21 protein-coding genes and 1 riboswitch are annotated in these 19,961 nt (G+C 60.8%); of the genes, 6 read left to right on the top strand and 15 right to left on the bottom strand.

Annotated elements, in window-relative coordinates:
• Positions 1-2 precede the first annotated feature (2 nt).
• From cobC to cobO, 9 genes are all read right to left on the bottom strand, one after another.
• Positions 3-578 carry an alpha-ribazole phosphatase family protein gene (cobC, locus tag PMI30_RS04055; protein WP_008013900.1) on the bottom strand — a complete coding sequence of 192 codons (576 nt, stop codon included), beginning with the start codon at positions 576-578 and terminating at the stop codon, positions 3-5.
• Positions 575-1,630 carry a nicotinate-nucleotide--dimethylbenzimidazole phosphoribosyltransferase gene (cobT, locus tag PMI30_RS04060; RefSeq protein WP_008013898.1) on the bottom strand — a complete coding sequence of 352 codons (1,056 nt, stop codon included), beginning with the start codon at positions 1,628-1,630 and terminating at the stop codon, positions 575-577. Before cobT ends, cobC begins: the two co-directional genes overlap by 4 nt.
• On the bottom strand, positions 1,627-2,160 hold the full coding sequence (gene cobU, locus PMI30_RS04065; protein WP_008013896.1) for a bifunctional adenosylcobinamide kinase/adenosylcobinamide-phosphate guanylyltransferase: 534 nt from the start codon (positions 2,158-2,160) through the stop codon (positions 1,627-1,629). Before cobU ends, cobT begins: the two co-directional genes overlap by 4 nt.
• Before the next feature lie 147 nt (positions 2,161-2,307).
• Positions 2,308-3,780 (bottom strand): cobyric acid synthase, encoded by a 1,473-nt coding sequence (locus PMI30_RS04070; protein WP_008013894.1) that lies wholly within the window; start codon positions 3,778-3,780, stop codon positions 2,308-2,310.
• On the bottom strand, positions 3,777-4,769 hold the full coding sequence (gene cobD, locus PMI30_RS04075) for a threonine-phosphate decarboxylase CobD (protein WP_008013892.1): 993 nt from the start codon (positions 4,767-4,769) through the stop codon (positions 3,777-3,779). The genes PMI30_RS04070 and cobD overlap by 4 nt, the downstream gene beginning before the upstream one ends.
• Entirely contained in the window at positions 4,762-5,670 is a 909-nt protein-coding gene (gene cbiB / locus PMI30_RS04080; RefSeq protein WP_008013889.1) for an adenosylcobinamide-phosphate synthase CbiB, read from the bottom strand. The genes cobD and cbiB overlap by 8 nt, the downstream gene beginning before the upstream one ends.
• The gene (bluB, locus tag PMI30_RS04085) at positions 5,667-6,317 is read right to left on the bottom strand and encodes a 5,6-dimethylbenzimidazole synthase (protein ID WP_008013886.1); all 651 of its coding nucleotides are present in this window, start codon (positions 6,315-6,317) and stop codon (positions 5,667-5,669) included. Before bluB ends, cbiB begins: the two co-directional genes overlap by 4 nt.
• Entirely contained in the window at positions 6,314-7,696 is a 1,383-nt protein-coding gene (locus tag PMI30_RS04090) for a cobyrinate a,c-diamide synthase (protein ID WP_008013885.1), read from the bottom strand. Before PMI30_RS04090 ends, bluB begins: the two co-directional genes overlap by 4 nt.
• Positions 7,693-8,304 (bottom strand): cob(I)yrinic acid a,c-diamide adenosyltransferase, encoded by a 612-nt coding sequence (gene cobO, locus PMI30_RS04095; protein ID WP_008013883.1) that lies wholly within the window; start codon positions 8,302-8,304, stop codon positions 7,693-7,695. Before cobO ends, PMI30_RS04090 begins: the two co-directional genes overlap by 4 nt.
• 416 nt (positions 8,305-8,720) lie before the next feature.
• A riboswitch (cobalamin riboswitch) is annotated at positions 8,721-8,883 on the bottom strand.
• A 154-nt stretch (positions 8,884-9,037) separates the two neighbouring features.
• On the opposite strand from cobO, the gene PMI30_RS04100 reads away from it, so the two are divergent.
• Positions 9,038-9,622 carry a hypothetical protein gene (locus PMI30_RS04100; protein WP_008013882.1) on the top strand — a complete coding sequence of 195 codons (585 nt, stop codon included), beginning with the start codon at positions 9,038-9,040 and terminating at the stop codon, positions 9,620-9,622.
• A 68-nt stretch (positions 9,623-9,690) separates the two neighbouring features.
• Positions 9,691-11,004 (top strand): PQQ-dependent sugar dehydrogenase, encoded by a 1,314-nt coding sequence (locus PMI30_RS04105; protein WP_008013881.1) that lies wholly within the window; start codon positions 9,691-9,693, stop codon positions 11,002-11,004.
• Positions 11,005-11,177: 173 nt separating this feature from the next.
• Here the strand turns inward: PMI30_RS04105 and PMI30_RS04110 are convergent, their stop codons facing one another.
• From PMI30_RS04110 to PMI30_RS04130, 5 genes are all read right to left on the bottom strand, one after another.
• Entirely contained in the window at positions 11,178-11,714 is a 537-nt protein-coding gene (locus PMI30_RS04110) for a C40 family peptidase (protein ID WP_007898942.1), read from the bottom strand.
• Between the two features lie 165 nt (positions 11,715-11,879).
• Complete coding sequence (locus PMI30_RS04115; RefSeq protein ID WP_008013880.1) at positions 11,880-12,524, bottom strand: C40 family peptidase; 645 nt, start codon at positions 12,522-12,524, stop codon at positions 11,880-11,882.
• Between the two features lie 226 nt (positions 12,525-12,750).
• Positions 12,751-13,455 (bottom strand): DnaA regulatory inactivator Hda, encoded by a 705-nt coding sequence (hda, locus tag PMI30_RS04120; protein ID WP_007898944.1) that lies wholly within the window; start codon positions 13,453-13,455, stop codon positions 12,751-12,753.
• Between the two features lie 214 nt (positions 13,456-13,669).
• Positions 13,670-14,743, bottom strand: a complete 1,074-nt coding sequence (locus tag PMI30_RS04125; protein ID WP_008013879.1) for an AI-2E family transporter — start codon at positions 14,741-14,743, stop codon at positions 13,670-13,672.
• Between the two features lie 30 nt (positions 14,744-14,773).
• Positions 14,774-15,832 carry a DUF2066 domain-containing protein gene (locus PMI30_RS04130; protein ID WP_008013878.1) on the bottom strand — a complete coding sequence of 353 codons (1,059 nt, stop codon included), beginning with the start codon at positions 15,830-15,832 and terminating at the stop codon, positions 14,774-14,776.
• 388 nt (positions 15,833-16,220) lie between these two features.
• Here PMI30_RS04130 and purM point away from each other — a divergent pair, with 388 nt between their 5' ends.
• From purM to PMI30_RS04145, 3 genes are read left to right on the top strand one after another with little or no spacing between them, the layout of a single operon-like run.
• Positions 16,221-17,279 (top strand): phosphoribosylformylglycinamidine cyclo-ligase, encoded by a 1,059-nt coding sequence (gene purM, locus PMI30_RS04135; protein ID WP_008013877.1) that lies wholly within the window; start codon positions 16,221-16,223, stop codon positions 17,277-17,279.
• Positions 17,279-17,929 carry a phosphoribosylglycinamide formyltransferase gene (purN, locus tag PMI30_RS04140; protein WP_008013876.1) on the top strand — a complete coding sequence of 217 codons (651 nt, stop codon included), beginning with the start codon at positions 17,279-17,281 and terminating at the stop codon, positions 17,927-17,929. The genes purM and purN overlap by 1 nt, the downstream gene beginning before the upstream one ends.
• 8 nt (positions 17,930-17,937) lie before the next feature.
• A complete protein-coding gene (locus tag PMI30_RS04145; protein WP_008013875.1) occupies positions 17,938-18,651 on the top strand; it encodes a DUF3108 domain-containing protein in 714 nt (237 codons plus the stop codon).
• Between the two features lie 70 nt (positions 18,652-18,721).
• Here the strand turns inward: PMI30_RS04145 and PMI30_RS04150 are convergent, their stop codons facing one another.
• Entirely contained in the window at positions 18,722-19,186 is a 465-nt protein-coding gene (locus PMI30_RS04150) for a DUF3859 domain-containing protein (protein WP_008013872.1), read from the bottom strand.
• Between the two features lie 337 nt (positions 19,187-19,523).
• Between PMI30_RS04150 and PMI30_RS04155 the strand changes: the two genes are divergently transcribed.
• On the top strand, positions 19,524-19,940 hold the full coding sequence (locus tag PMI30_RS04155) for an OsmC family protein (RefSeq protein WP_007898961.1): 417 nt from the start codon (positions 19,524-19,526) through the stop codon (positions 19,938-19,940).
• Positions 19,941-19,961: the final 21 nt, after the last annotated feature.

Genomic DNA, 19,961 nt, shown 5'->3' with positions numbered 1-19,961 from the left:
GGTCAGGTCGCTTCCCTTAACAAGACGCCGGGTTCGACCGACAACGAGAACAACGCGCCATGGCCAACTTCAACGTTGAGTAACTGCTCACGCGGCAATCCGCGCGCTTGAGCCAGCAACAAACGCATGACGCCGCCATGGCTGATCAGCAAGATTCGCTCACCTGCATAGGCCGTGTGCAGCCGTTCGATGGCCGCCAACACCCGCGCTGAAAAGTCCGTAACCGGCTCACCCTCGGGCGGCGTGAACGAATAAGGATCGGCCCAGAACAGGCCCAACGCCTCGGCACTGGTTTCCATCAGCGCCGCCGCGCTCTGCCCTTCCCAGGCGCCGAAGTGCAGCTCTTGCAGATCCTTATCCAGCTGCACCGGCAACCCCAACTGCGCCCCCAGCTCTTGCGCAAAGCGCGCACAACGCTGCAACGGCGAACTGACCAGTCGATCCCAGGGCCCCTGCTCGATCACCGCAGCGCGCATTTGCTCCCAGCCCTTGCCGGTCAGCGCATCGTCGAGGCTGCCGCGCAAACCGCCGCCGAGTTCGGTTTCGCCATGGCGCAACAGGTCCAGGCGCAAGGTCATGCCGGGCGATCCGCCACCGCGGCTTCGGCGAACGTCGCCATTTGCCCGTGCAGGTCGCAGGCCAGACGCAACAATGGCACGGCCAATGCCGCGCCACTGCCCTCGCCCAACCGCAGACCGAGGTCCAGCAACGGTTCGGCGTTCAGGGTTTCGAGCACATGGCGATGACCCGGCTCGGCGCCGCGATGACCGAACAGCAACCACTCACGGCAGGCCGGATTCAAACGCACCGCCACCAACGCAGCGACACTGCAAATAAACCCGTCGACCAACACCGCGACGCCTTCCTGAGCACAGGCCAGGTACGCGCCGACCAGCGCAGCAATTTCAAAACCGCCGAGGTTGAACAAGGTCTGCAGCGCATCGCTACGTTGAGCGCCATGCAACGCCAAGGCACGTTCAATGACTTGGGCTTTATGGCTGACACCCGCCGCGTTCAATCCGGTTCCCGGTCCGGCCAGATGCACCACCGGACAGTCGAGCAACACACAAGCCAACGCGCTGGCCGCAGTGGTGTTGCCGATGCCCATTTCACCACCGATGAACAACTGCGCGCCGGCTCCGATGGCGCGCTGCACACTGTCGCGGCCGGCCTGCAAGGCGAGTTCACCCTGGGCCTGAGTCATCGCCGGCCCCTGGACGAAATTCGCCGTGCCCGGGCCGATGTTCAGGTGACGCACACCCGGCAGATTCAACGACGGCGTGACGGTGCCGAGATCGACCACTTCCAGGGAAGCCCCCAACTGCCGCGCCAACACGCTGATCGCCGCGCCGCCGCTGACAAAGTTGAGCAGCATCTGCCCGGTGACTTCCTGAGGAAACGCCGACACTCCTTCAGCAACCACACCATGGTCACCGGCAAAAATCGCAATCCACAGCTGATCCAGCGTCGGCTTGACCTGCCCCTGCAACCCGGCCAGTTGCACCGCCACCGATTCGAGCTGGCCGAGCGAGCCGGCAGGCTTGGTCAGTTGCTGTTGACGCGCCTGCGCCTGTTCCACCGCTTGCGCGTCGATGGGCTTGCACGGGTTCAGCCACCAGGAGTGAGTCATAACGCAGTTCCTTTCAAAGTCAGGGGCAGGCCGGCAACGGTCAGGACGACTCGCTGACAGCGCTCGGCCAAGGCTTGATGCAGCCAACCGGCTTCATCGACATAGCGGCGAGTCAATTCGCCCAGCGGTACGACACCCATCCCGGTCTCGTTGCTGACAAAAATGATTTCACCCGGCAATGACGCCAGGCAGTCCAGCAGGGCTTCGCGCTCGGCCGACAAGCGCTCGGCATCGTCGAGCATCAGCAGATTGGTCAGCCACAGCGTCAGGCAATCCACCAGCAAGCAACGATCGGCACTGGCGCTTTCGCGCAGCACGCGGGCCAGTTCCAGCGGTTCTTCGATCAACGCCCACTCGGCCGGACGGCGGGCGCGGTGATGGGCCACCCGTTCGTTCATTTCGCCGTCTTGAGATTGGCTGGTGGCGATGTAGGTGGCTATATAAGTGACCTGGAGCTGACTGTCTGTCGCCAGTTTTTCAGCCAGGCGGCTTTTGCCGGATCGAGCGCCGCCGAGGATCAGTTGCAGCATGGTTTATTCCTTAAAATGTGCGGTGCCGGGGCGGGCCTCTTCGCGGGCAAGCCTCGCTCCTACGGATGAGCGTCGAATCGTAATAATGTGAACGATACAAAACCTGTAGGAGCGAGGCTTGCCCGCGAAGGCGCCCTCAAAACCACCTCAAAAACCACAGAGCTCACGCAGCAACGAAGTATCCAAATGCTTCTCCACCAAATCCGCCAATCGCTCGATATCGCGCTCGCGCAAGGCGTGGTAATCCACTTCCTGCACATCCTGCAAACCGGCCCAGCGCAACAGCGCACTGCACGCCGCCGGTGACTCGAACAGGCCATGCAGGTACGTGCCGAAAATCTGCCCATCGGCACTTTGCGCGCCATCGCAGCGACCATCGTCGAGCTGCACGGCGGCGTTTTCCAAGGCCGGCCCGGTGGTCACGCCGGCATGAATTTCATAGCCACTGACCTGCGCATTTTCCAGTGCCAAGCGCCCACGCACATTGCGCAACTGCTTCTCTTCTTCGAGCTGCGTTTCGAACGCCAGCAAGCCCAAACCGGCACTGGAACCCGGCGCGCCTTCAAGGCCCAGCGGGTCGTGCACCTGCTCGCCGAGCATTTGCAGACCGCCGCAGATCCCCAGCACTTTTCCGCCATAGCGCAAGTGCCGCGAGATAGCCGTGCCCCAACCATTGGCCCGCAAGTACGCGAGGTCACTGCGCACGCTTTTCGAGCCCGGAAGAATGATCAGGTCGGCTGGCGGAATCGCCTGGCCGGGGCCGATGAATTGCAGGTCCACTTGCGGATGCAGGCGCAGCGGATCGAAATCGGTGTGATTGCTGATACGCGGCAGTACTGGCACCACCACTTTCAATACTTGATCGGCCTTGTCGGTCTGACGCTGATCGAGACCGTCCTCGGCCTCAAGATGCAGGTCCATCACATACGGCAAAACGCCGATCACCGGTTTGCCGGTGCGCTCCTCCAGCCAATCGAGGCCTGGTTGCAGCAAGGCGATGTCGCCGCGAAAACGGTTGATGATGAAGCCTTTGACCCTTGCCTGCTCGCTGGGCGACAGCAGCTCCAGCGTACCGACCAAATGCGCGAAAACTCCACCGCGATTGATGTCGGCAATCAGTACGACCGGGCAGTCCACCGCCTCGGCAAACCCCATATTGGCGATGTCGCCGGCGCGCAGGTTGATCTCTGCCGGCGAACCCGCCCCTTCGACCATCACCACCGGATACGCTGCGCTCAGCCGTTTATGAGAGGCCAGCACCGCTTGCATGGCGATGGCTTTGTAGTCGTGATAGGCGACGGCATTCATGGTGGTAACCGCGCGACCATGAATGATCACTTGGGCGCCGGTATCGCTATTGGGTTTGAGCAGGACCGGGTTCATGTCGGTGTGCGGTTCGAGGTTGGCGGCCTGGGCCTGCACCGCTTGAGCACGGCCAATCTCGCCACCGTCAGCAGTCACCGCGCTATTGAGAGCCATGTTCTGCGGCTTGAACGGCACGACACTCACACCCTGGCGCATCACCCAGCGACACAGCGCCGTCACCAGCGTGCTTTTGCCGGCGTCCGATGTCGTGCCCTGCACCATCAAAGTCGCGCCCTGCACCTTCAATGTAGTCATTGCGCTTCCTTAACGTAAGCTTCAAGCGCTTGCTCGAGACGCAGCCAATCCGCCTCATCCGCCGGCAAGCCAAACCGCACGCTGCTGTTGTGGGTGAACAACCGCAGCAGAATGCCCCGCCGGGCCATGAATTCATGCAGCGCTTCGGCGCACTCGGTGATCAGCCATTGGAACAATGCGCAGCCGCCCTGAGGTTTGAAACCGTACTGCTCAAGCAGCAACGCCAGACGCTCGCCGGCCTCGTCAGTACGAATGCGCTGTCGAGTATGCCCGTCCGTATCCGTCAGACACGCCTGACCCAGCACTCGGGTCGGACCGCTGACCGCCCAAGGCCCGACCTGTTCGGCCAGCAGCTTTAGCAACTTGCGCTCGGCCAGCACAAACCCCAGTCGCACACCGGCCAGGCCGAAGAATTTGCCGAAGGAGCGCAATACGATCAAGCCGATCTGATTGGCGAACGGCGCCAGACTCAAATGCGGGGTGTTGTCCATGAACGCCTCGTCCACCACCAGCCAGCCACCGCGCTGGGCCAGCCGCGAATGCCAGTCCAGCAGACGAGCCGGAGTCAGGCTCAACCCCGTGGGATTGTTCGGATTGACCACCACCAGCACATCGAGGCTGTCGAGAAAGAAATCGACTTCCGACTCCAGCACTTCACGCACGATGTAACCATTGCGACGCCAGGCTTCGGCGTGTTCGGCGTAACACGGCGACAGCACGCCAACCTTGCCGGCCCGACGCAAACGCGGCAACAACTGGATCGCCATTTGCGACCCGGCCACCGGCAGCACTTGAGCCGCACCGTAATAGTCGCAGGCAGCCTGCTCCAGTCCGTCATCGGTTTCCGGCAACCGCGCCCAGGCCCGTAGCGGGATGTCCGGGACCGGGAATGGCCAGGGCGCGAGGCCACTGGACAGGTCGAGCCAATCGGCTTCGGCAATGCCGTATTCAAGCGCCGCCTTGCGCAAGCGGCCACCGTGTTCAAGCATAGAATTCAGCCCCCACGCAGAGAATCAGCAGCCATAACCATACCCCGCGCTGGACCAATTGCCAGCCACGGTCGATGGAATCGGCATCCGCCGGCACGCCTTCGCCCAACTGCGGACGCTGATGCAGTTCACCGTGATAGATCGCCGCCCCGCCCAACTCGACACCCAGCGCGCCGGCACCGGCGGCCATCACCGGCCCGGCATTCGGGCTGTCCCAGGTCGGACCCTGGGTACGCCAGCACTTCAGCGCCAGTCGGGTTTTGCCCAGCAGAGCGTAGGTCAACGCCACCAGGCGTGCGGGAATGTAATTGAGAACATCATCGATCTTCGCCGCGGCCCAACCGAAACGTTCGAAGCGATCGTTGCGATAACCCCACATCGCATCGAGGGTGTTGCTCAGGCGATAGAGCACCACGCCGGGCGCACCCGCCACGGCAAACCAGAACAGCGCGGCGAATACCGCATCACTGCCGTTCTCCAGCACCGACTCGGTGGCGGCGCGGGCGACTTCGGTTTCATCCAGTTCGCTGGTCTGACGGCTGACCAGATAACCAACGCGTTTACGCGCCTCGATCAGATCATCACTGCGAAGGGCCTTGGCCACCGGCTCAACGTGTTCACCAAGGCTGCGCATGCCGAGGGCGCAATAGAGCACGAGAATCTCGACAATCCAACCGACATAAGGCGCCCAGGAAAGTGCGGTGGCCAGCAAGGTCAGCGGTACGACCGCCATCACCCAGGCCGTAACCCCGTGACTGCGCCAGCCACGACCACCGGAGTTGAAACGTTGCTCGATGCGATCGGCAACACGACCGAACGCCACCAGCGGATGCCAGCGTTTGGGTTCACCCAGCAGCGCATCCAGCGCGACCGCGGCGACACTCAACAACGCCACACTCATTGACTCACTCCCCAATAATTTTCATACAGCAACTCGCTGAGTGGACGCGCCTGCGTCCAACCTTCGAGTACCAACATCGGCGCCGGATAGAATTCCTTGACCGGCCCCAGGCAAAGAACAGCCAAAGGCTTGGCCCCGCTCGGTAAACCCAACAAGTCCGCCAGCGCTTGCGGCTCGAACAGCGACACCCAACCCATGCCCAGGCCTTCGGCGCGGGACGCCAGCCAAAGGTTCTGGATGGCGCAAGACAGCGAGGCCATGTCCATTTCCGGCAGCGTACGACGGCCGAAGATATGCCGCTCACGATCATCCATCAGCGCGGCGACCAGCACCTCGGCGCAGTCGTTGATGCCTTCGACCTTGAGCTTCATGAATTCGTCGGAGCGCTCGCCGAGGGCTTCGGCGGTGCGGATGCGTTCTTCTTCCACCAGCTGCTGAATCTTGCCGCGCAGTGCCCGGTCGCTGATGCGGATGAAACGCCAGGGCTGCATCAGGCCGACACTCGGGGCTTGGTGCGCGGCTTCGAGCAGACGACGAAGTAACTCGGGCTCGACTGTGCCGCCGCTGAAGTGACGCATGTCGCGGCGTTCGCTGATGGCTCGGTAGACGGCTGCGCGTTCGACCTCACTGAATGCGTTGTCGGTCATGGCCTCTTCGCGAGCAAGCCCGCTCCAACAGGGTTTAGGTGATCCAATGTGGGAGCGGGCTTGCTCGCGAAGGCGTCCTCAAGGTCAGGCACAAACAGCGCGGCAATCGCCGATGGATTGGACGGGAAATAAAAGTGCACATAAGAAGCCGTCATCCGCCCCTCACGATAAACCGCCTCCGCCCCTCGCCCGCCATTGGGGCTCAAACCTCGAGCAATCGGCTCAAGCCCGGTGCTGGTCAGCGAGTGGTGATACGTGTGCCCACGCAGCAAACCTTCCGGCAATTCGACCGCCTGCAAGGCCAACGCGGCAAGACGCTTCTGCATCACCGCATCACCGGCCAGCAAGCCAACCAGTTCAGCGCGAGTGCCCTCGACATCGGTCAAGGAATCCAGCAGATACAGCATGCCGCCACACTCGGCCAGCAACGGTTTGCCCGCCGCGTGGTGAGCGCGGATCGCGGTCAGCATCGGCGTGTTTTGTGACAACGCCACATGGTGCAATTCGGGGTAACCGCCCGGCAGATAGAGGCTGTCCGCCTCCGGCAACCCGCTGTCGCGGATCGGCGAGAAAAAAGACAATTCGGCGCCCATGGCCCGCAGCAGATCCAGGCTCGCGCCGTAGGTAAACGCGAAGGCTTCGTCGCGGGCTACAGCAATCCGCACACCGGCCAGCAATGGTTCGGCCGCGATCATTTCAGGCGCGGCGAATTCCACCGCCGGCGGCAGCGCCACATCGCAACTGCTGGCCAGTGACTCGGCCGCCGCATCGAGACGCAGATCCAGATCATTCAGCTCGCTGGCCTGAACCAGGCCAAGATGCCGACTCGGCAATTCGATCCCGGTCTCCCGGGACAACGCTCCGTACCAGCGCAAACCTTCAGTCAGGCTGCCTTCGAGCAATTGCGCATGGCGCACAGTGCCGACCCGGTTGGCCAGCACACCGGCAAACGGTAAATCCGGCTGATAACGCGCAAGGCCCAGGGCCAGCGCGCCAAACGTCTGCGCCATCGCGGTGCCGTCGATCACGCCGAGCACCGGCACACCGAAGTGCCGCGCCAGGTCGGCGCTGGACGGCGTACCGTCGAACAGCCCCATGACGCCTTCGATGAGGATCAGATCGGCTTCGCCAGCGGCCTCCCACAACAGACGCCGACTTTCTTGCTCACCGACCATCCACATGTCGAGTTGATAGACCGGTGCACCGCTGGCGCGCTCGAGAATCATCGGATCGAGAAAGTCCGGGCCGCATTTGAACACGCGAACCTTGCGCCCCTGATTGCGATGCAAACGGGCCAGCGCGGCGGTGACGGTGGTCTTGCCCTGACCGGAGGCCGGCGCGGCGATCAGTACCGCCGGGCAATGACGTGGTTGACTCACAACTCGACGCCTTTTTGCGCTTTGATTCCGGCCTGGAAGGCGTGCTTGACCATGCCCATTTCAGTGACGGTGTCGGCCAGCTCGATCATCTCCGGTTTGGCGCCACGACCGGTGACCACCACATGTTGCATCGGCGGACGGGCCTGCAAGTCGCTGAGCACCTGATCGAGATCGAGGTAGCCGTGCTTGAGGGCGATGTTCAACTCATCAAGCACCACGAGGCCAATGGCCGGATCACGCAGCAATTCGCGGGACACCGCCCAGGCGGCTTCGGCGGCGGCGATGTCGCGCTGGCGATCCTGGGTTTCCCAAGTGAAGCCCTCGCCCATCACATGAAAACGCACCTGCTCCGGGAAGCGCCGGAAGAACAGCTCCTCGCCGGTGCTGGTGCGCCCCTTGATGAACTGCACCACGCCGCACTGCATGCCGTGGCCCATGGCCCGTGCAAGCATGCCGAACGCCGAGCTGCTTTTGCCTTTGCCATTGCCAGTCAGCACCAGCAGCAGGCCGCATTCATTCGGGGAGTTGGCGATGCGTTCGTCGATCACCGCTTTTTTGCGCAGCATGCGCGCCAGATGGCGTTCGTCACGATCGGGGGTATCAGTCATGGGGGAGCTCTCCGTTGAGGCTGGATAACGGCGGGCAGGCACAAGAATAGACGGCAAGAAGCCTGGCATCGCCCACCGTGATGCCGTTGGATGAATCAGGCCGGTCTCCGGGCTCATGAGCGGCTTGCGCCTGACTGCGCGCCTTCCCATGTTGACATCAACACAGTGGCTAGGGCCTGTCATCAGCTTTTTCCTATACCGCGCCGGGCCTGCTGTGGTGCAGGGCAAGGCGCGAGGAGCGTGGTTTGGTCATTCCAAACAAGCTCCGAGCAACGCAGCCCTGCGCCACAGCAGGCCCGGCCCTTCGGGTTGTGTCTGAAAGCGGACCAGACTGCGTTGCAGTCCCTGGTAAGGGAACAACCATTACCAGCGGACTGCGCCTTGCCTGGTCCGCTTTCAGACCTCAACGCGGTATAGGAAAAAACTGATGACAGGCCCTCGCGCAGCTTTTACTCATTTACCGTTGCGGGGGCAGCGCCGGGATCGTGATCATTCTTCGCTGGAAGAAATTCACTCACCGGCTTCCCTGTTTCACTCTGTCGACCAAGGTCACAGAGCACCTGAAACAAGCCGCGAAGGTTAGAGGGTTGGGGGTGGAGCGTCAATTAAAGCCGGGACACCGCTGAGCGAATAACTGCCGTCGATCAATTAACTGACGCCAATCTTGTGCCACACTGCCAGCAGTGATATCAAAGAGCCACAACCTCACAACACAATAACAAGGGTGAGCCACATGCAAGGCATGATCATCAGCAATCCGAAGCTGGAATTCCTGCGGCCGGTGCTGGAACGCTGGTTTGACTGTATCGACCGCTACAACGCTGTACGCGGCGATAACGACACACCTTATTGGTACGACGAAAAAGCCAACCTCGGGCTGCTCTCCGCCGCGGTCTGGATGGCAGAAATGGTCACGCTGCAACAAACGTCGACACGCAAACAGACCGAAGAAGGCGAACGCAACGCCCGCGCCGATCTGTTTATCGCCAGCAGCGAAGAACGCGCGTATCTCCAGGCCACCCAGCGCTGGCCGCGGGTCAATAGCCTGAACCTGACCCAGGCACTGGCGGACATCACCAGTGACGCGAAGCGAATCAGCTACGCCAGCGATCTGAAACTCGGCTGTCTGTTTGTCGCGCCACAAAAAGCCCAACACAGCGCCACCCCGGAAGAACTCCAGGACATGGTCGACGACCTGCAAAAGGAACATACCTGCGCCGTGGCCTGGTATTTCCCTTACGCCTACCGCAAGTTGCGCAATGAAGCCGGCAACTACCATCCAGGGATCGCCGTATTATTCAAGGAAGCCCGCGGCTGACGGGTTGAACCATCGAACGTCTACGCTTCTCTATGATTACGTCAATGCATTCATAGGGAAGATCAGTAATGCGCAAACCCCAGCTCGTTTTCATCATCGCGCTCGCCGGAGGGCTCGCCGCCTGTGGTGAAACCTCCAGCCTGCAAGTCTCGGACGGCACCGGACCGTCGCCCAAGCTGCCAGAACCGAATAAAACCCTGATCCCGACGGTGAACATCGCCCCGGCGATCGGCTGGCCTGAAGACAAGAAACCCGTCGCCGCGGCAGGGACTCAAGTGGCGGCGTTTGCCGAAGGCCTCGACCATCCGCGCTGGCTCTACGTATTACCCAACGGCGATGTGCTGGTGGCCGAAACCAACGCACCGCCCAAACCCGATGATGGCCAAGGCATTCGCGGCTGGGTCATGGGCAAAGTCATGGGCCGCGCCGGTGCCGGCGTCCCCAGCCCGAACCGCATCACCCTGCTGCGGGACAAGGACCACGATGGCGTCGCCGAAACCCGCACGGTATTCCTGGAAAACCTCAATTCGCCCTTCGGCATGACCCTGGTCGGCAATGACCTGTACGTCGCCGACACTGATCGCCTGCTGCGTTTCCACTATGAAAACGGTGAGACGGCGATCAAGTCGCAGCCGATCAAGGTAGTCGACCTGCCGGGCGGCACGCTGAATCATCACTGGACCAAAAACGTCATCGCCAGCAAGGATGGCAGCAAGCTGTACGTCACCGTGGGCTCGAATAGCAACGTCGGTGAAAACGGCATGGATCAGGAGGAAGGCCGCGCGGCGATCTGGGAAGTGGATCGCGCCACCGGCAATCATCGGATCTTCGCCTCGGGGATTCGTAATCCAAACGGTCTGGCCTGGGAGCCTCAGAGCGGCGCACTGTGGACCGCCGTCAACGAGCGTGACGAAATCGGCAGTGACCTCGTGCCGGACTACATCACCTCAGTGAAGGACGGCGGGTTCTACGGTTGGCCTTACAGCTATTACGGCCAACACGTCGACATTCGCGTCGAACCGCAAAAACCCGATCTGGTGGCCAAGGCCATCGCCCCGGACTATGCGGTGGGGCCACATACCGCGTCACTGGGCCTGACGTTTGCCGAAGGCAGCAAACTGCCCGCGCCGTTCACTCAAGGTGCATTCATCGGCCAGCACGGCTCGTGGAACCGCAAGCCACACAGTGGCTACAAAGTGATTTTCGTGCCGTTCAGCGCCGGCAAACCGACCGGGCAACCGGTGGATGTGCTCACTGGTTTCCTCAACGATGAGGAAAAAGCCATGGGCCGGCCGGTGGGTGTTGTGATCGATCAGCAAGGAGGCTTGCTGGTGGCGGATGATGTCGGGAACAAGGTGTGGCGCGTTTCAGCAGCCAAGTAATCAGCTCTGACCGTAGGAGCGAGGCTTGCCCGCGAAAGCGGTGTGTCAGTCGATATCAATGTTGACTGTGCTACCGCCTTCGCGGGCAAGCCTCGCTCCTACAGTTTTTGCACAGCGCCAACCTATCGCCCAGCGCGAGTCATCCTTCAAGCGAGCGGTCATGACAACTTCCGCTACGGATTATGTGCCAAGTGCTCGGGTTGCAAGACGCGCTTGGCGCTCAGGTAGGCTTTCTGCCAGTAAGCCTTGGACAAGCTGTCCAGCTTGACCGTGCCGCCCGTGGCTGGCGCGTGGACGAAGCGGCCTTCGCCGACGTAGATCCCGGCGTGGCTGACCTGGGAGCCACCATTGGTGGCGAAGAAAATCAGGTCACCGGTTTGCAGGCCTTCCTTGCCGACACTAGGGGCCTGCATGCCGATCATCTCGCGGGTGGAGCGCGGCAAGGAAATGCCTGCGACATCGCGATAGACGTAACCGATCAGACCGCTGCAATCGAACCCGGAATCCGGCGTGTTGCCGCCCCAGCGATAAGGCGTTCCCACCAGACCCAGAGCGCGAAACAACACGTCTTCTGCCGCAGGGGAAAAGGCTTGGGAAGGACCGAAAACAATCGGAGCGCGGACCACCGGCGCAGGTGGCGGTGTGCGGCTGGCGCAGGCGCTGAGCAGCGCTGCGAAGAACATGAGTGCGAGGCGGGCCGACATCGTCATAAACAGAACATCCTGATCTGGCTGCGGCTTTTTCCACCGAGAGGGTAGAAAAGAAAACCGCCTGCGCAGAACGCAGGCGGTTTGCCATCAATAATAGATCAGGATTCTAGCGGCTACGCGGCAAACTTCAAGTAAGACTTTAAGTTCGCCTTACAAACTGTCCGCTTACTTGCGTGCAGTGACGATAGCCGGGGCCGTAGTCGGCGCCATCGCGAGTGCGCGCTTGGCTTCGATGAAGGTCTTGCTCCAGTAGCTGTCGCCCAGGCTATCGATCCGGACACCACCGCTTTTGCGGCTGCTGGAATGGATGAACTGGTTATCACCCAGGTAGATCCCGGCGTGACTGACACGACCGCGACGGCCATTGGTGGCGAAGAACAGCAGGTCACCCGGTTTGAGGGCGCTGCGGGCAACCAGAGGAGCGTCAACGTTGATCATTTCGCGGGTGGAGCGCGGCAGGTTCATGCCCGCTTCTTCACGAAACAGATAACCGATGAAGCCGCTGCAGTCGAAACCAGCCTCGGAGGTGCCGCCGAAACGGTAACGGGTACCGATCAGGGACATGCCACGTTCGAGGATGCTGTCGGCCAGAACCGGAAGCTGGTACGACTTGCCGCCGGCAAAGTCTGCCAGTTCTTTATCGGTGGCCAGCTCTTCCTGGAAAAGAACGGAAGAAGACTGCGCGGTAACTGAATTTGAATTTGAAACCTGCTGTTGTGGCGCTTGCTGGGACACTGGAGAGTGAGCAGCGCAACCGAACAACAGGGTGACGAGTGCGAGAGGCACGAGGGGTGCGAAGCGATTTAGCATGGGCACGACCGTGGCTGATAGTTTCTAAAGAAGCCGCGACTATGCCCGCTATCAACCTCATTTGCAAATTCAATCGATCTTTATGTGACTTATCGGTTTCTCGTTTACATCTAAGCGCTTAAGCCCATTTTGAACCTTTGCGCAGCCTGCACTCTTGCAGGAAAGCGGATTTGTTGACGCCTGGAATATGCCGGAACCCGCGTAAAACCTGGGTTTGATCAGGTCTTTACCAACCAAGGGTTTCTTTCAGGAACGGGATTGTCAGCTTGCGCTGGGCTTGAAGGGAGGCCTGATCGAGGCGTTCAAGCAGCTCGAAAAGCGCACTCATGCTGCGGGTACCGCGGGTCAAGATAAAATGCCCGACTTCGTCCGTCAGGTGCAGGCCGCGACGGGATGCGCGCAACTGCAAGGCACGCAATTTATCTTCGTCAGAAAGTGGCCGCATCTGGAAGATGAGTGCCAGTGTCAGCCGCGACTTGAGGTCTGCCAGCTTCACCGGCAGTTCGCGCGGGGATGTCGAGGCGGCGATCAGCAGACGCCGGCCGCTGTCACGCAGACGATTGAACAGATGGAACAGCGCCTCTTCCCAATCCGCCTTGCCGGCGACCGCCTGCAGATCGTCCAGGCAGACCAGTTCGTATTGTTCGAGGTTGTCGAGGATTTCGATGCCACGGTCCAACAACTCGGCCAACGGCAGGTACACCGCCGGCTCCCCCAGTTGTTCGAAGCGAAGACACGCCGCCTGCAACAAATGCGTGCGCCCTACCCCGTCCTTGCCCCAGAGGTAAATCAGGCTTTCCGTCCAGCCGGCGTCGGCTTCGCAGAGCCGCTCGACATAGCCGAGTGCAGCGGCATTGGCGCCTGGGTAGTAATTGATAAAGGTAGCGTCATCACGCAGACGCACACCTAGGGGCAGCTGAATCGGTTTCATGCTGACTGAACAGTTCCAAAGGAACCGTTAGTGGCCTCTGTGTAAAGTTTGCGAAGTTTATACCCGTGAGGCTGACCGCACAATGCGACAGACCACAAGCAAAATCAAAGGTTTGCGTTAACCAGGCTCTTTGGCGGCGCATGTGACAGCCACACGAGGGATACGGGCAAACCTGGCATGAAACCGGAATGCCCGCTACGAACGATCAAAAACCTTATGGCTCAAGTTCGTCGGCACCGCCGTAGATATCCGAGTCCTTATACAAATCGTGTACGTGACGCACCAGGACCATGATCACCGCCGCCACTGGCAACGCCAGCAACACACCGGTAAAACCAAACAGTTCGCCGCCGGCCAGGATCGCGAAGATCACCGCCACCGGGTGCAGGCCGATCCGGTCACCCACCAGCAACGGCGTCAGGACCATGCCTTCCAGCGCCTGGCCGACCATGAACACCGCGACAATACCGATCATGGGATACAAATCGCCACCGAACTGGAACAGACCGGCAATCAATGCCGCACCAATTCCGATGACGAACCCCATGTACGGCACGATCGCCGCCAACCCGGCAATCAGACCGATCAACAGCCCCAACTCCAGCCCGACGATCATCAAGCCTGCGGCATAGATCACGCCCAGCGCCAGCATCACCAGCAACTGCCCGCGCACGAACGCCCCGAGCACTTCATGACACTCTCCCGCCAGGGACATCACGCGCTCTTCACGATCACGGGGCAGCAGGCTGCGGATCTTGGCCATCATCAGGTCCCAGTCGCGCAGCAGATAAAAACTCACCACCGGAATCAGCACCAGATTGGCCAACCAGCCAATCAGTGCAAGACCTGAAGCCGTCGCCTGACTCAGCACCACGCCGACAATGTCGGTGGTCTGGCCCATATGCTCGCTGATCGCCGCCTTGAGCTTGTCGAATTTCCAAAAATTATCCGACAGCCCAAATTTCGATTGCGCCCACGGCAATGCGGTGTGCTGCAACCAATCGAGCATCTGCGGCGCCAGTTCGTACAAGCGAAACAGCTGCTTGGCGAGCATCGGCACCAACACCAACAGCAGCGCGGTGACAATCAATGTGAACAACGCGAACACCGCCACCACACCCCAGGTCCGCGACAGGCCGTACTTCTCCAGCCGATCCACCAACGGGTCGAACAGATAGGCCAGCAACAGCGCCACCAGGAACGGCGTCAGGATCGGGTGCAACAGGTAAACAAACGCGCAAAGCAGGACCACCCCACCGAGCCAGAACCAACGCCGTGTATCGGCCATGTACCACTCCTGCTTCTATATAAAGAAAAACTACCAGCGAAAACGTAACTGCGGCGTCAGTGCCGGGGCGGGCGCCGCGACCGGTGTCGAGCCAGCCGCCACGGGTTGAACAGGCGTCGCGGGCGCCGGCGCTTCACCGGCCGGAATTTCCTGCAACTTGGCCAAAGACAACTGCGCCCGCAGTTGCTCGGGGCTGCCGTTGACCCGATAAAGCACGCGGTCGCCGTCGACACTTTGCAGACGTGCGCCAAAAGGTTCCAGCAAACGCCCGAGCGTCGCATAACGCTCCAGACTCATCCCCTGCACTTCCAGCAATTGCTCGCTCGAGGCCCCCGGCTTGGCGACAAAACGCGGCGCCAGGCGTTGGCTGACCGCCAACATCACCGCATCGGCCAGCGCGGCGGTATCGGCACCCTGCACGCTACCGGCTTCTTTCTGATCGCCCAACCACAAACGCCACTTGGCTTGCCATTGGCCACCCTCTTCACGGGCATGCACCGCCAGCAAGGCATCGGCATTGTAACGGTCGGATGCTCCTTGCAGCGGCGCAGGGTCTGCACTTTCCAGATTCGGCGCAGTGGCGACAATCTGCTCATTCAGGTCCGCCAGTGGCAAACGCAGCGGCAGCCCACGATGCTGAGCCGCTCGACGCAGTGGCGTAGCGCTGGCCTGACCATCGCCGACCAGGCTCGAACCTTCGGTGGATTCGTTCAACCACCAACCGAGAATCGATGGCCGGTTGGCACCCCACACGGCCAACCCGGCACGCCGCAAGGCCTGTTCGGTGGCGGCCGGATCGAAATCGACCTTCAACACCTCCGGCGGCCCGGCGTCATAACCGAACTGACTGATAATCTGCTGAGGGTCTTTGCGCACGGTCGCCAGCCCCGGGCTCTGCGCCGCCTTGGGGTCGCCGGTCAGGCGCAACACCAACGTATCCAGAGCCCGCTGAGTCGCCTGATCGCGTTCCTCCGGCGTCTGGCTGCTGACAGGCTCGCGCACTTGATAGAGGCCTTTGACGGTTTCGGCATGACTGGTCAGGCTAACCATGGATAAACAGCCCACGAACAAGAATTTAAGAAAACGCATAAAAAGATTCCTGACGACAAGAGCGGCTGGAACAGACCGCGTGAAGATGATTGAACCAAGGGTCTGTTGACCACACGTTCAAGCAAAACATTCACCCGATCCCGGTAAGTTTTCGCACTGTCATAACGATAGACGGTTAACGTCGATACCTTATACAGCCATCCGGGACGTCACCAACACGGGCAATATCGGTTTTTTTAACGCGATATGCCCCTGCCCGTCGGCACGAGGATGGCCGCTGCCCCTCAAGCCTGATAAAATCGCGCGCCTTCGCAGACCGGCAACAGCCGGGCACCCTGAAATTCGCGGATGGCACACGCCTTCGTCTGTTTCGGCGGTCCCACTGGACTCGGTCGTTACCCCTGAATCCCCCCTAAAGGCCTGGATCATGAGCAAGCAACCCTCCCTGAGCTACAAGGACGCCGGTGTAGACATCGACGCCGGTGAAGCATTGGTCGAACGCATCAAGAGCGTCGCCAAGCGCACTGCGCGCCCGGAAGTCATGGGCGGCCTGGGCGGTTTCGGCGCCCTCTGCGAAATCCCGGCCGGTTACAAGCAACCGGTACTGGTCTCGGGCACTGACGGCGTCGGCACCAAACTGCGCCTGGCGCTGAACCTGAACAAGCACGACAGCATCGGCATCGACCTGGTTGCCATGTGCGTGAACGACCTGGTGGTCTGCGGCGCCGAGCCGCTGTTCTTCCTCGACTACTACGCCACCGGCAAACTGAACGTCGAAACCGCGACCCAGGTCGTGACCGGCATCGGCGCTGGCTGTGAACTGTCCGGCTGTTCCCTGGTCGGCGGTGAAACCGCTGAAATGCCGGGCATGTACGAAGGCGAAGACTACGACCTGGCCGGCTTCTGCGTCGGCGTCGTGGAAAAGTCCGAAATCATCGACGGTTCCAAAGTCGCTGCCGGCGATGCCCTGCTCGCCCTGCCGTCTTCCGGCCCGCACTCCAACGGCTACTCGCTGATCCGCAAGATCATCGAAGTGTCCGGTGCAGACATCGAAAACATCCAGCTCGACGGCAAACCGCTGACCGACCTGCTGATGGCCCCGACCCGTATCTACGTGAAGCCGCTGCTCAAGCTGATCAAGGAAACCGGCGCCGTCAAAGCCATGGCCCACATCACCGGTGGTGGCCTGCTGGACAACATCCCGCGCGTTCTGCCAAAAGGCGCACAAGCGGTGGTTGACGTCGCGAGCTGGACCCGTCCTGCCGTGTTCGACTGGCTGCAAGAGAAAGGCAACGTCGACGAAAACGAAATGCACCGCGTGCTGAACTGCGGCGTCGGCATGGTTATCTGCGTTGCTCAAGAGCACGTTGAAACCGCGCTGAACGTGTTGCGTGAAGCCGGCGAGCAGCCTTGGGTCATTGGTCAGATCGCCACCGCTGCCGAAGGCGCGGCCCAGGTTGAACTGAAGAACCTCAAGGCTCATTGATGTCCCAGACCTGTGATGTGGTGGTGCTGTTGTCCGGCACTGGCAGTAACTTGCAGGCCTTGATCGACAGCACGCGGACCGGCGACAGCCCGGCCCGCATCGCTGCGGTGATTTCCAACCGCGCCGACGCCTACGGCCTGCAACGCGCCAGGGACGCGGGTATCGACACCCGCACCCTGGATCACAAGGCTTTCGAAGGTCGCGAGGCCTTCGATGCCGCGCTGATCGAACTGATCGACGCCTTCAACCCCAAACTCGTGGTACTGGCCGGCTTCATGCGCATTCTCAGCGCTGGCTTCGTGCGCCACTATCAGGGTCGCCTGCTCAATATCCATCCCTCGCTGCTACCCAAATACAAAGGGTTACACACTCATCAGCGCGCGCTGGAGGCCGGCGATACTGAACACGGCTGTTCCGTGCACTTCGTCACCGAGGAACTCGATGGCGGACCACTGGTCGTACAGGCAGTAATACCGGTAGAGTTGCACGATTCGCCGCAGAGTCTGGCGCAGCGAGTCCATACCCAGGAACACCTGATTTACCCGATGGCCGTACGCTGGTTTGCCGAAGGTCGTTTATCACTCGGCGAACAAGGTGCTTTACTGGACGGACAGTTACTCGCGGCCAGCGGCCACTTGATTCGAACCTAGGAGATTTTATGCGTCGCGCCCTGCTCTTCGCTTGCGCTCTGCTCGCCCTGCCGTTTGCGCAGGCTGCAGACCTTCAACCCTTCTCCGCCAGCTACACCGCCGACTGGAAGCAGCTGCCCATGAGCGGCACGGCTGAACGCAGCCTGACCAAGCAAGCCAACGGCGTCTGGAAACTCAGCTTCAAGGCGTCGATGATGATCGCCAGCCTGACTGAAGAAAGCACCCTGACCCTGGACAAGGACACCCTGCTGCCGCAGTCCTACCACTTCGAACGTGGCGGCCTGGGCAAAGCCAAGAAGGCTGACCTGGACTTCGACTGGACCACAAAGATGGTCACCGGCACCGATCGCGGCGATCCGGTCAAGATCCCGCTCAATCGCGGCATGGTCGACAAATCCACCTATCAACTGGCCTTGCAGCATGATGTGGCGGCCGGCAAAAAGACCATGAGCTACCCGGTCGTCGATGGCGGCGAAGTCGATACCTATGACTTCCGCGTGCTGGGTTCGGAAAAAGTCGACACCAAGGCTGGCCAGATCGATGCAATCAAGGTCGAGCGCGTGCGCGACCCGACACAAAGCAAGCGCATCACCGTCCTGTGGTTCGCCAAGGACTGGGATTACCTGCTGGTTCGTTTGCAACAGGTCGAAACCGACGGCAAGGAGTACAACATCATGCTCCTCGACGGTACGGTCAACGGCAAGACGGTCAAAGGCAGCTGATCCGCACCAACATGAAAGCCCCGCAAACGCGGGGCTTTTTTTCGTCTGGCATTTGGCTGGGCGAGAGCGATCAGCGCACGGTAAAGCGTTGTTGGGCCAGCAGACGGTCCCCCTGGAACACCATGAAACGCCATTCTCCGGGAACGACTTCATGGCTTTCGGTGAACTCGAAGGCCATCAGGTCCTGCGGAGCACCGGGCACCAGTTTCTGAGTCACTTCCAGTTTGTCGTGACGCACGCCATCCGGAGTACGGATGCCCGGCGTGAAATAGAGCAAAGTCAGCGGTTGGTCTTCGGCGACCTTGCCGGCCAACTGGTAACGCATACCGAACTTGGTGCCAAGTTTGGCGGGGACGATTTCGGTTTGCTGGATCTGTTCATTGCTGCGGCGCAAAACTCGCTCGCCCGATTGCAGTTCGGCTTTCGGACCAGCGAACACGCCGTATTCCACCGGGCCTTCGACGCGGACTTCGGCACAGGCCAGACCACTGGCGAACATCATTGTGGCCAGGGCGGCTAAACGGGTGAGGTGCATGGTGCGCTCCTTGATTGAGATGAGCGCGAGGGTATGACGCCGGGGTGACAGGACGATGACAACCTTGGGTTCAGCACAATCCTGTGGCGAGGGGGCTCGCCCCCGTTGGGTTGCGAAGCGACCCCGGGATTTCAAAGTTAAACCGCATGCAATGGGTTTACGACTGCTTCGCAGTCGAACGGGGGCAAGCCCCCTCGCCACAGGATTGTGGTCACTTCGCGACAACACCAGGCAGGATCGCCCGACAAGAAAGTGGAACGCGAATTTGAAGGGATGCTCTATAACTTCAGGGTCTTTTTTGATCGAATGACATTTCCCAATGCCTGCGAGGTTTCTTATGACCGTTACCGTCAACACCGTCTCCGCCGAAGGTTTTCGTCACAGCGTCCAGATCGATGACCACGAACTTTTTGCCGATGTGCCGAAAACCTCTGGCGGCGAAGGCACGGCGCCTGAACCACACGACTACTTCGACGCAGCCCTGGGTGCCTGTAAGGCCCTGACGCTGAAAATGTATGCCAGGAAAAAGGGCATCCCGCTGACGGGCGTCGAGGTTGAGGTCAAGCGCGACAACAGTGAAGAGCAGAAAGGCAAATACGCCCTGCACGTCGAACTCACGCTCAAGGGTGTGCTAACCGACGCCCAGCGTGACGAACTGCACCGCGTGGCCGACCGCTGCCCGGTACACAAGCTGATGACCACCTCTGAAGTCAGCATCGAAACCCATCTGTCCGAAGGTGCCTTCAGCCAATAGCGGCAAGGGCTGCGCAAGCGG

The organism is Pseudomonas sp. GM50 (assembly GCF_000282375.1).
In the GTDB taxonomy this organism is placed as follows: Bacteria; Pseudomonadota; Gammaproteobacteria; order Pseudomonadales; family Pseudomonadaceae; genus Aquipseudomonas.
This window is presented reverse-complemented; position numbering and strand designations above follow the sequence as displayed.

Bases quoted from the DNA above. Each gene is read 5' to 3' on its own strand.
- cobU (WP_008013896.1), bottom strand. From the start codon at position 2,160: ATGCTGCAACTGATCCTCGGCGGCGCTCGATCCGGCAAAAGCCGCCTG.
- cobT (WP_008013898.1), bottom strand. From the start codon at position 1,630: ATGACTCACTCCTGGTGGCTGAACCCGTGCAAGCCCATCGACGCGCAA.
- PMI30_RS04130 (WP_008013878.1), bottom strand. From the start codon at position 15,832: ATGCGTTTTCTTAAATTCTTGTTCGTGGGCTGTTTATCCATGGTTAGC.
- PMI30_RS04155 (WP_007898961.1), top strand. From the start codon at position 19,524: ATGACCGTTACCGTCAACACCGTCTCCGCCGAAGGTTTTCGTCACAGC.
- PMI30_RS04150 (WP_008013872.1), bottom strand. From the start codon at position 19,186: ATGCACCTCACCCGTTTAGCCGCCCTGGCCACAATGATGTTCGCCAGT.
- cbiB (WP_008013889.1), bottom strand. From the start codon at position 5,670: ATGAGTGTGGCGTTGTTGAGTGTCGCCGCGGTCGCGCTGGATGCGCTG.
- cobO (WP_008013883.1), bottom strand. From the start codon at position 8,304: ATGACTGATACCCCCGATCGTGACGAACGCCATCTGGCGCGCATGCTG.
- PMI30_RS04125 (WP_008013879.1), bottom strand. From the start codon at position 14,743: ATGGCCGATACACGGCGTTGGTTCTGGCTCGGTGGGGTGGTCCTGCTT.
- PMI30_RS04070 (WP_008013894.1), bottom strand. From the start codon at position 3,780: ATGACTACATTGAAGGTGCAGGGCGCGACTTTGATGGTGCAGGGCACG.
- PMI30_RS04110 (WP_007898942.1), bottom strand. From the start codon at position 11,714: ATGACGATGTCGGCCCGCCTCGCACTCATGTTCTTCGCAGCGCTGCTC.
- cobD (WP_008013892.1), bottom strand. From the start codon at position 4,769: ATGCTTGAACACGGTGGCCGCTTGCGCAAGGCGGCGCTTGAATACGGC.
- PMI30_RS04100 (WP_008013882.1), top strand. From the start codon at position 9,038: ATGCAAGGCATGATCATCAGCAATCCGAAGCTGGAATTCCTGCGGCCG.
- PMI30_RS04115 (WP_008013880.1), bottom strand. From the start codon at position 12,524: ATGCTAAATCGCTTCGCACCCCTCGTGCCTCTCGCACTCGTCACCCTG.
- purM (WP_008013877.1), top strand. From the start codon at position 16,221: ATGAGCAAGCAACCCTCCCTGAGCTACAAGGACGCCGGTGTAGACATC.
- hda (WP_007898944.1), bottom strand. From the start codon at position 13,455: ATGAAACCGATTCAGCTGCCCCTAGGTGTGCGTCTGCGTGATGACGCT.
- cobC (WP_008013900.1), bottom strand. From the start codon at position 578: ATGACCTTGCGCCTGGACCTGTTGCGCCATGGCGAAACCGAACTCGGC.
- PMI30_RS04145 (WP_008013875.1), top strand. From the start codon at position 17,938: ATGCGTCGCGCCCTGCTCTTCGCTTGCGCTCTGCTCGCCCTGCCGTTT.
- bluB (WP_008013886.1), bottom strand. From the start codon at position 6,317: ATGACCGACAACGCATTCAGTGAGGTCGAACGCGCAGCCGTCTACCGA.
- PMI30_RS04105 (WP_008013881.1), top strand. From the start codon at position 9,691: ATGCGCAAACCCCAGCTCGTTTTCATCATCGCGCTCGCCGGAGGGCTC.
- purN (WP_008013876.1), top strand. From the start codon at position 17,279: ATGTCCCAGACCTGTGATGTGGTGGTGCTGTTGTCCGGCACTGGCAGT.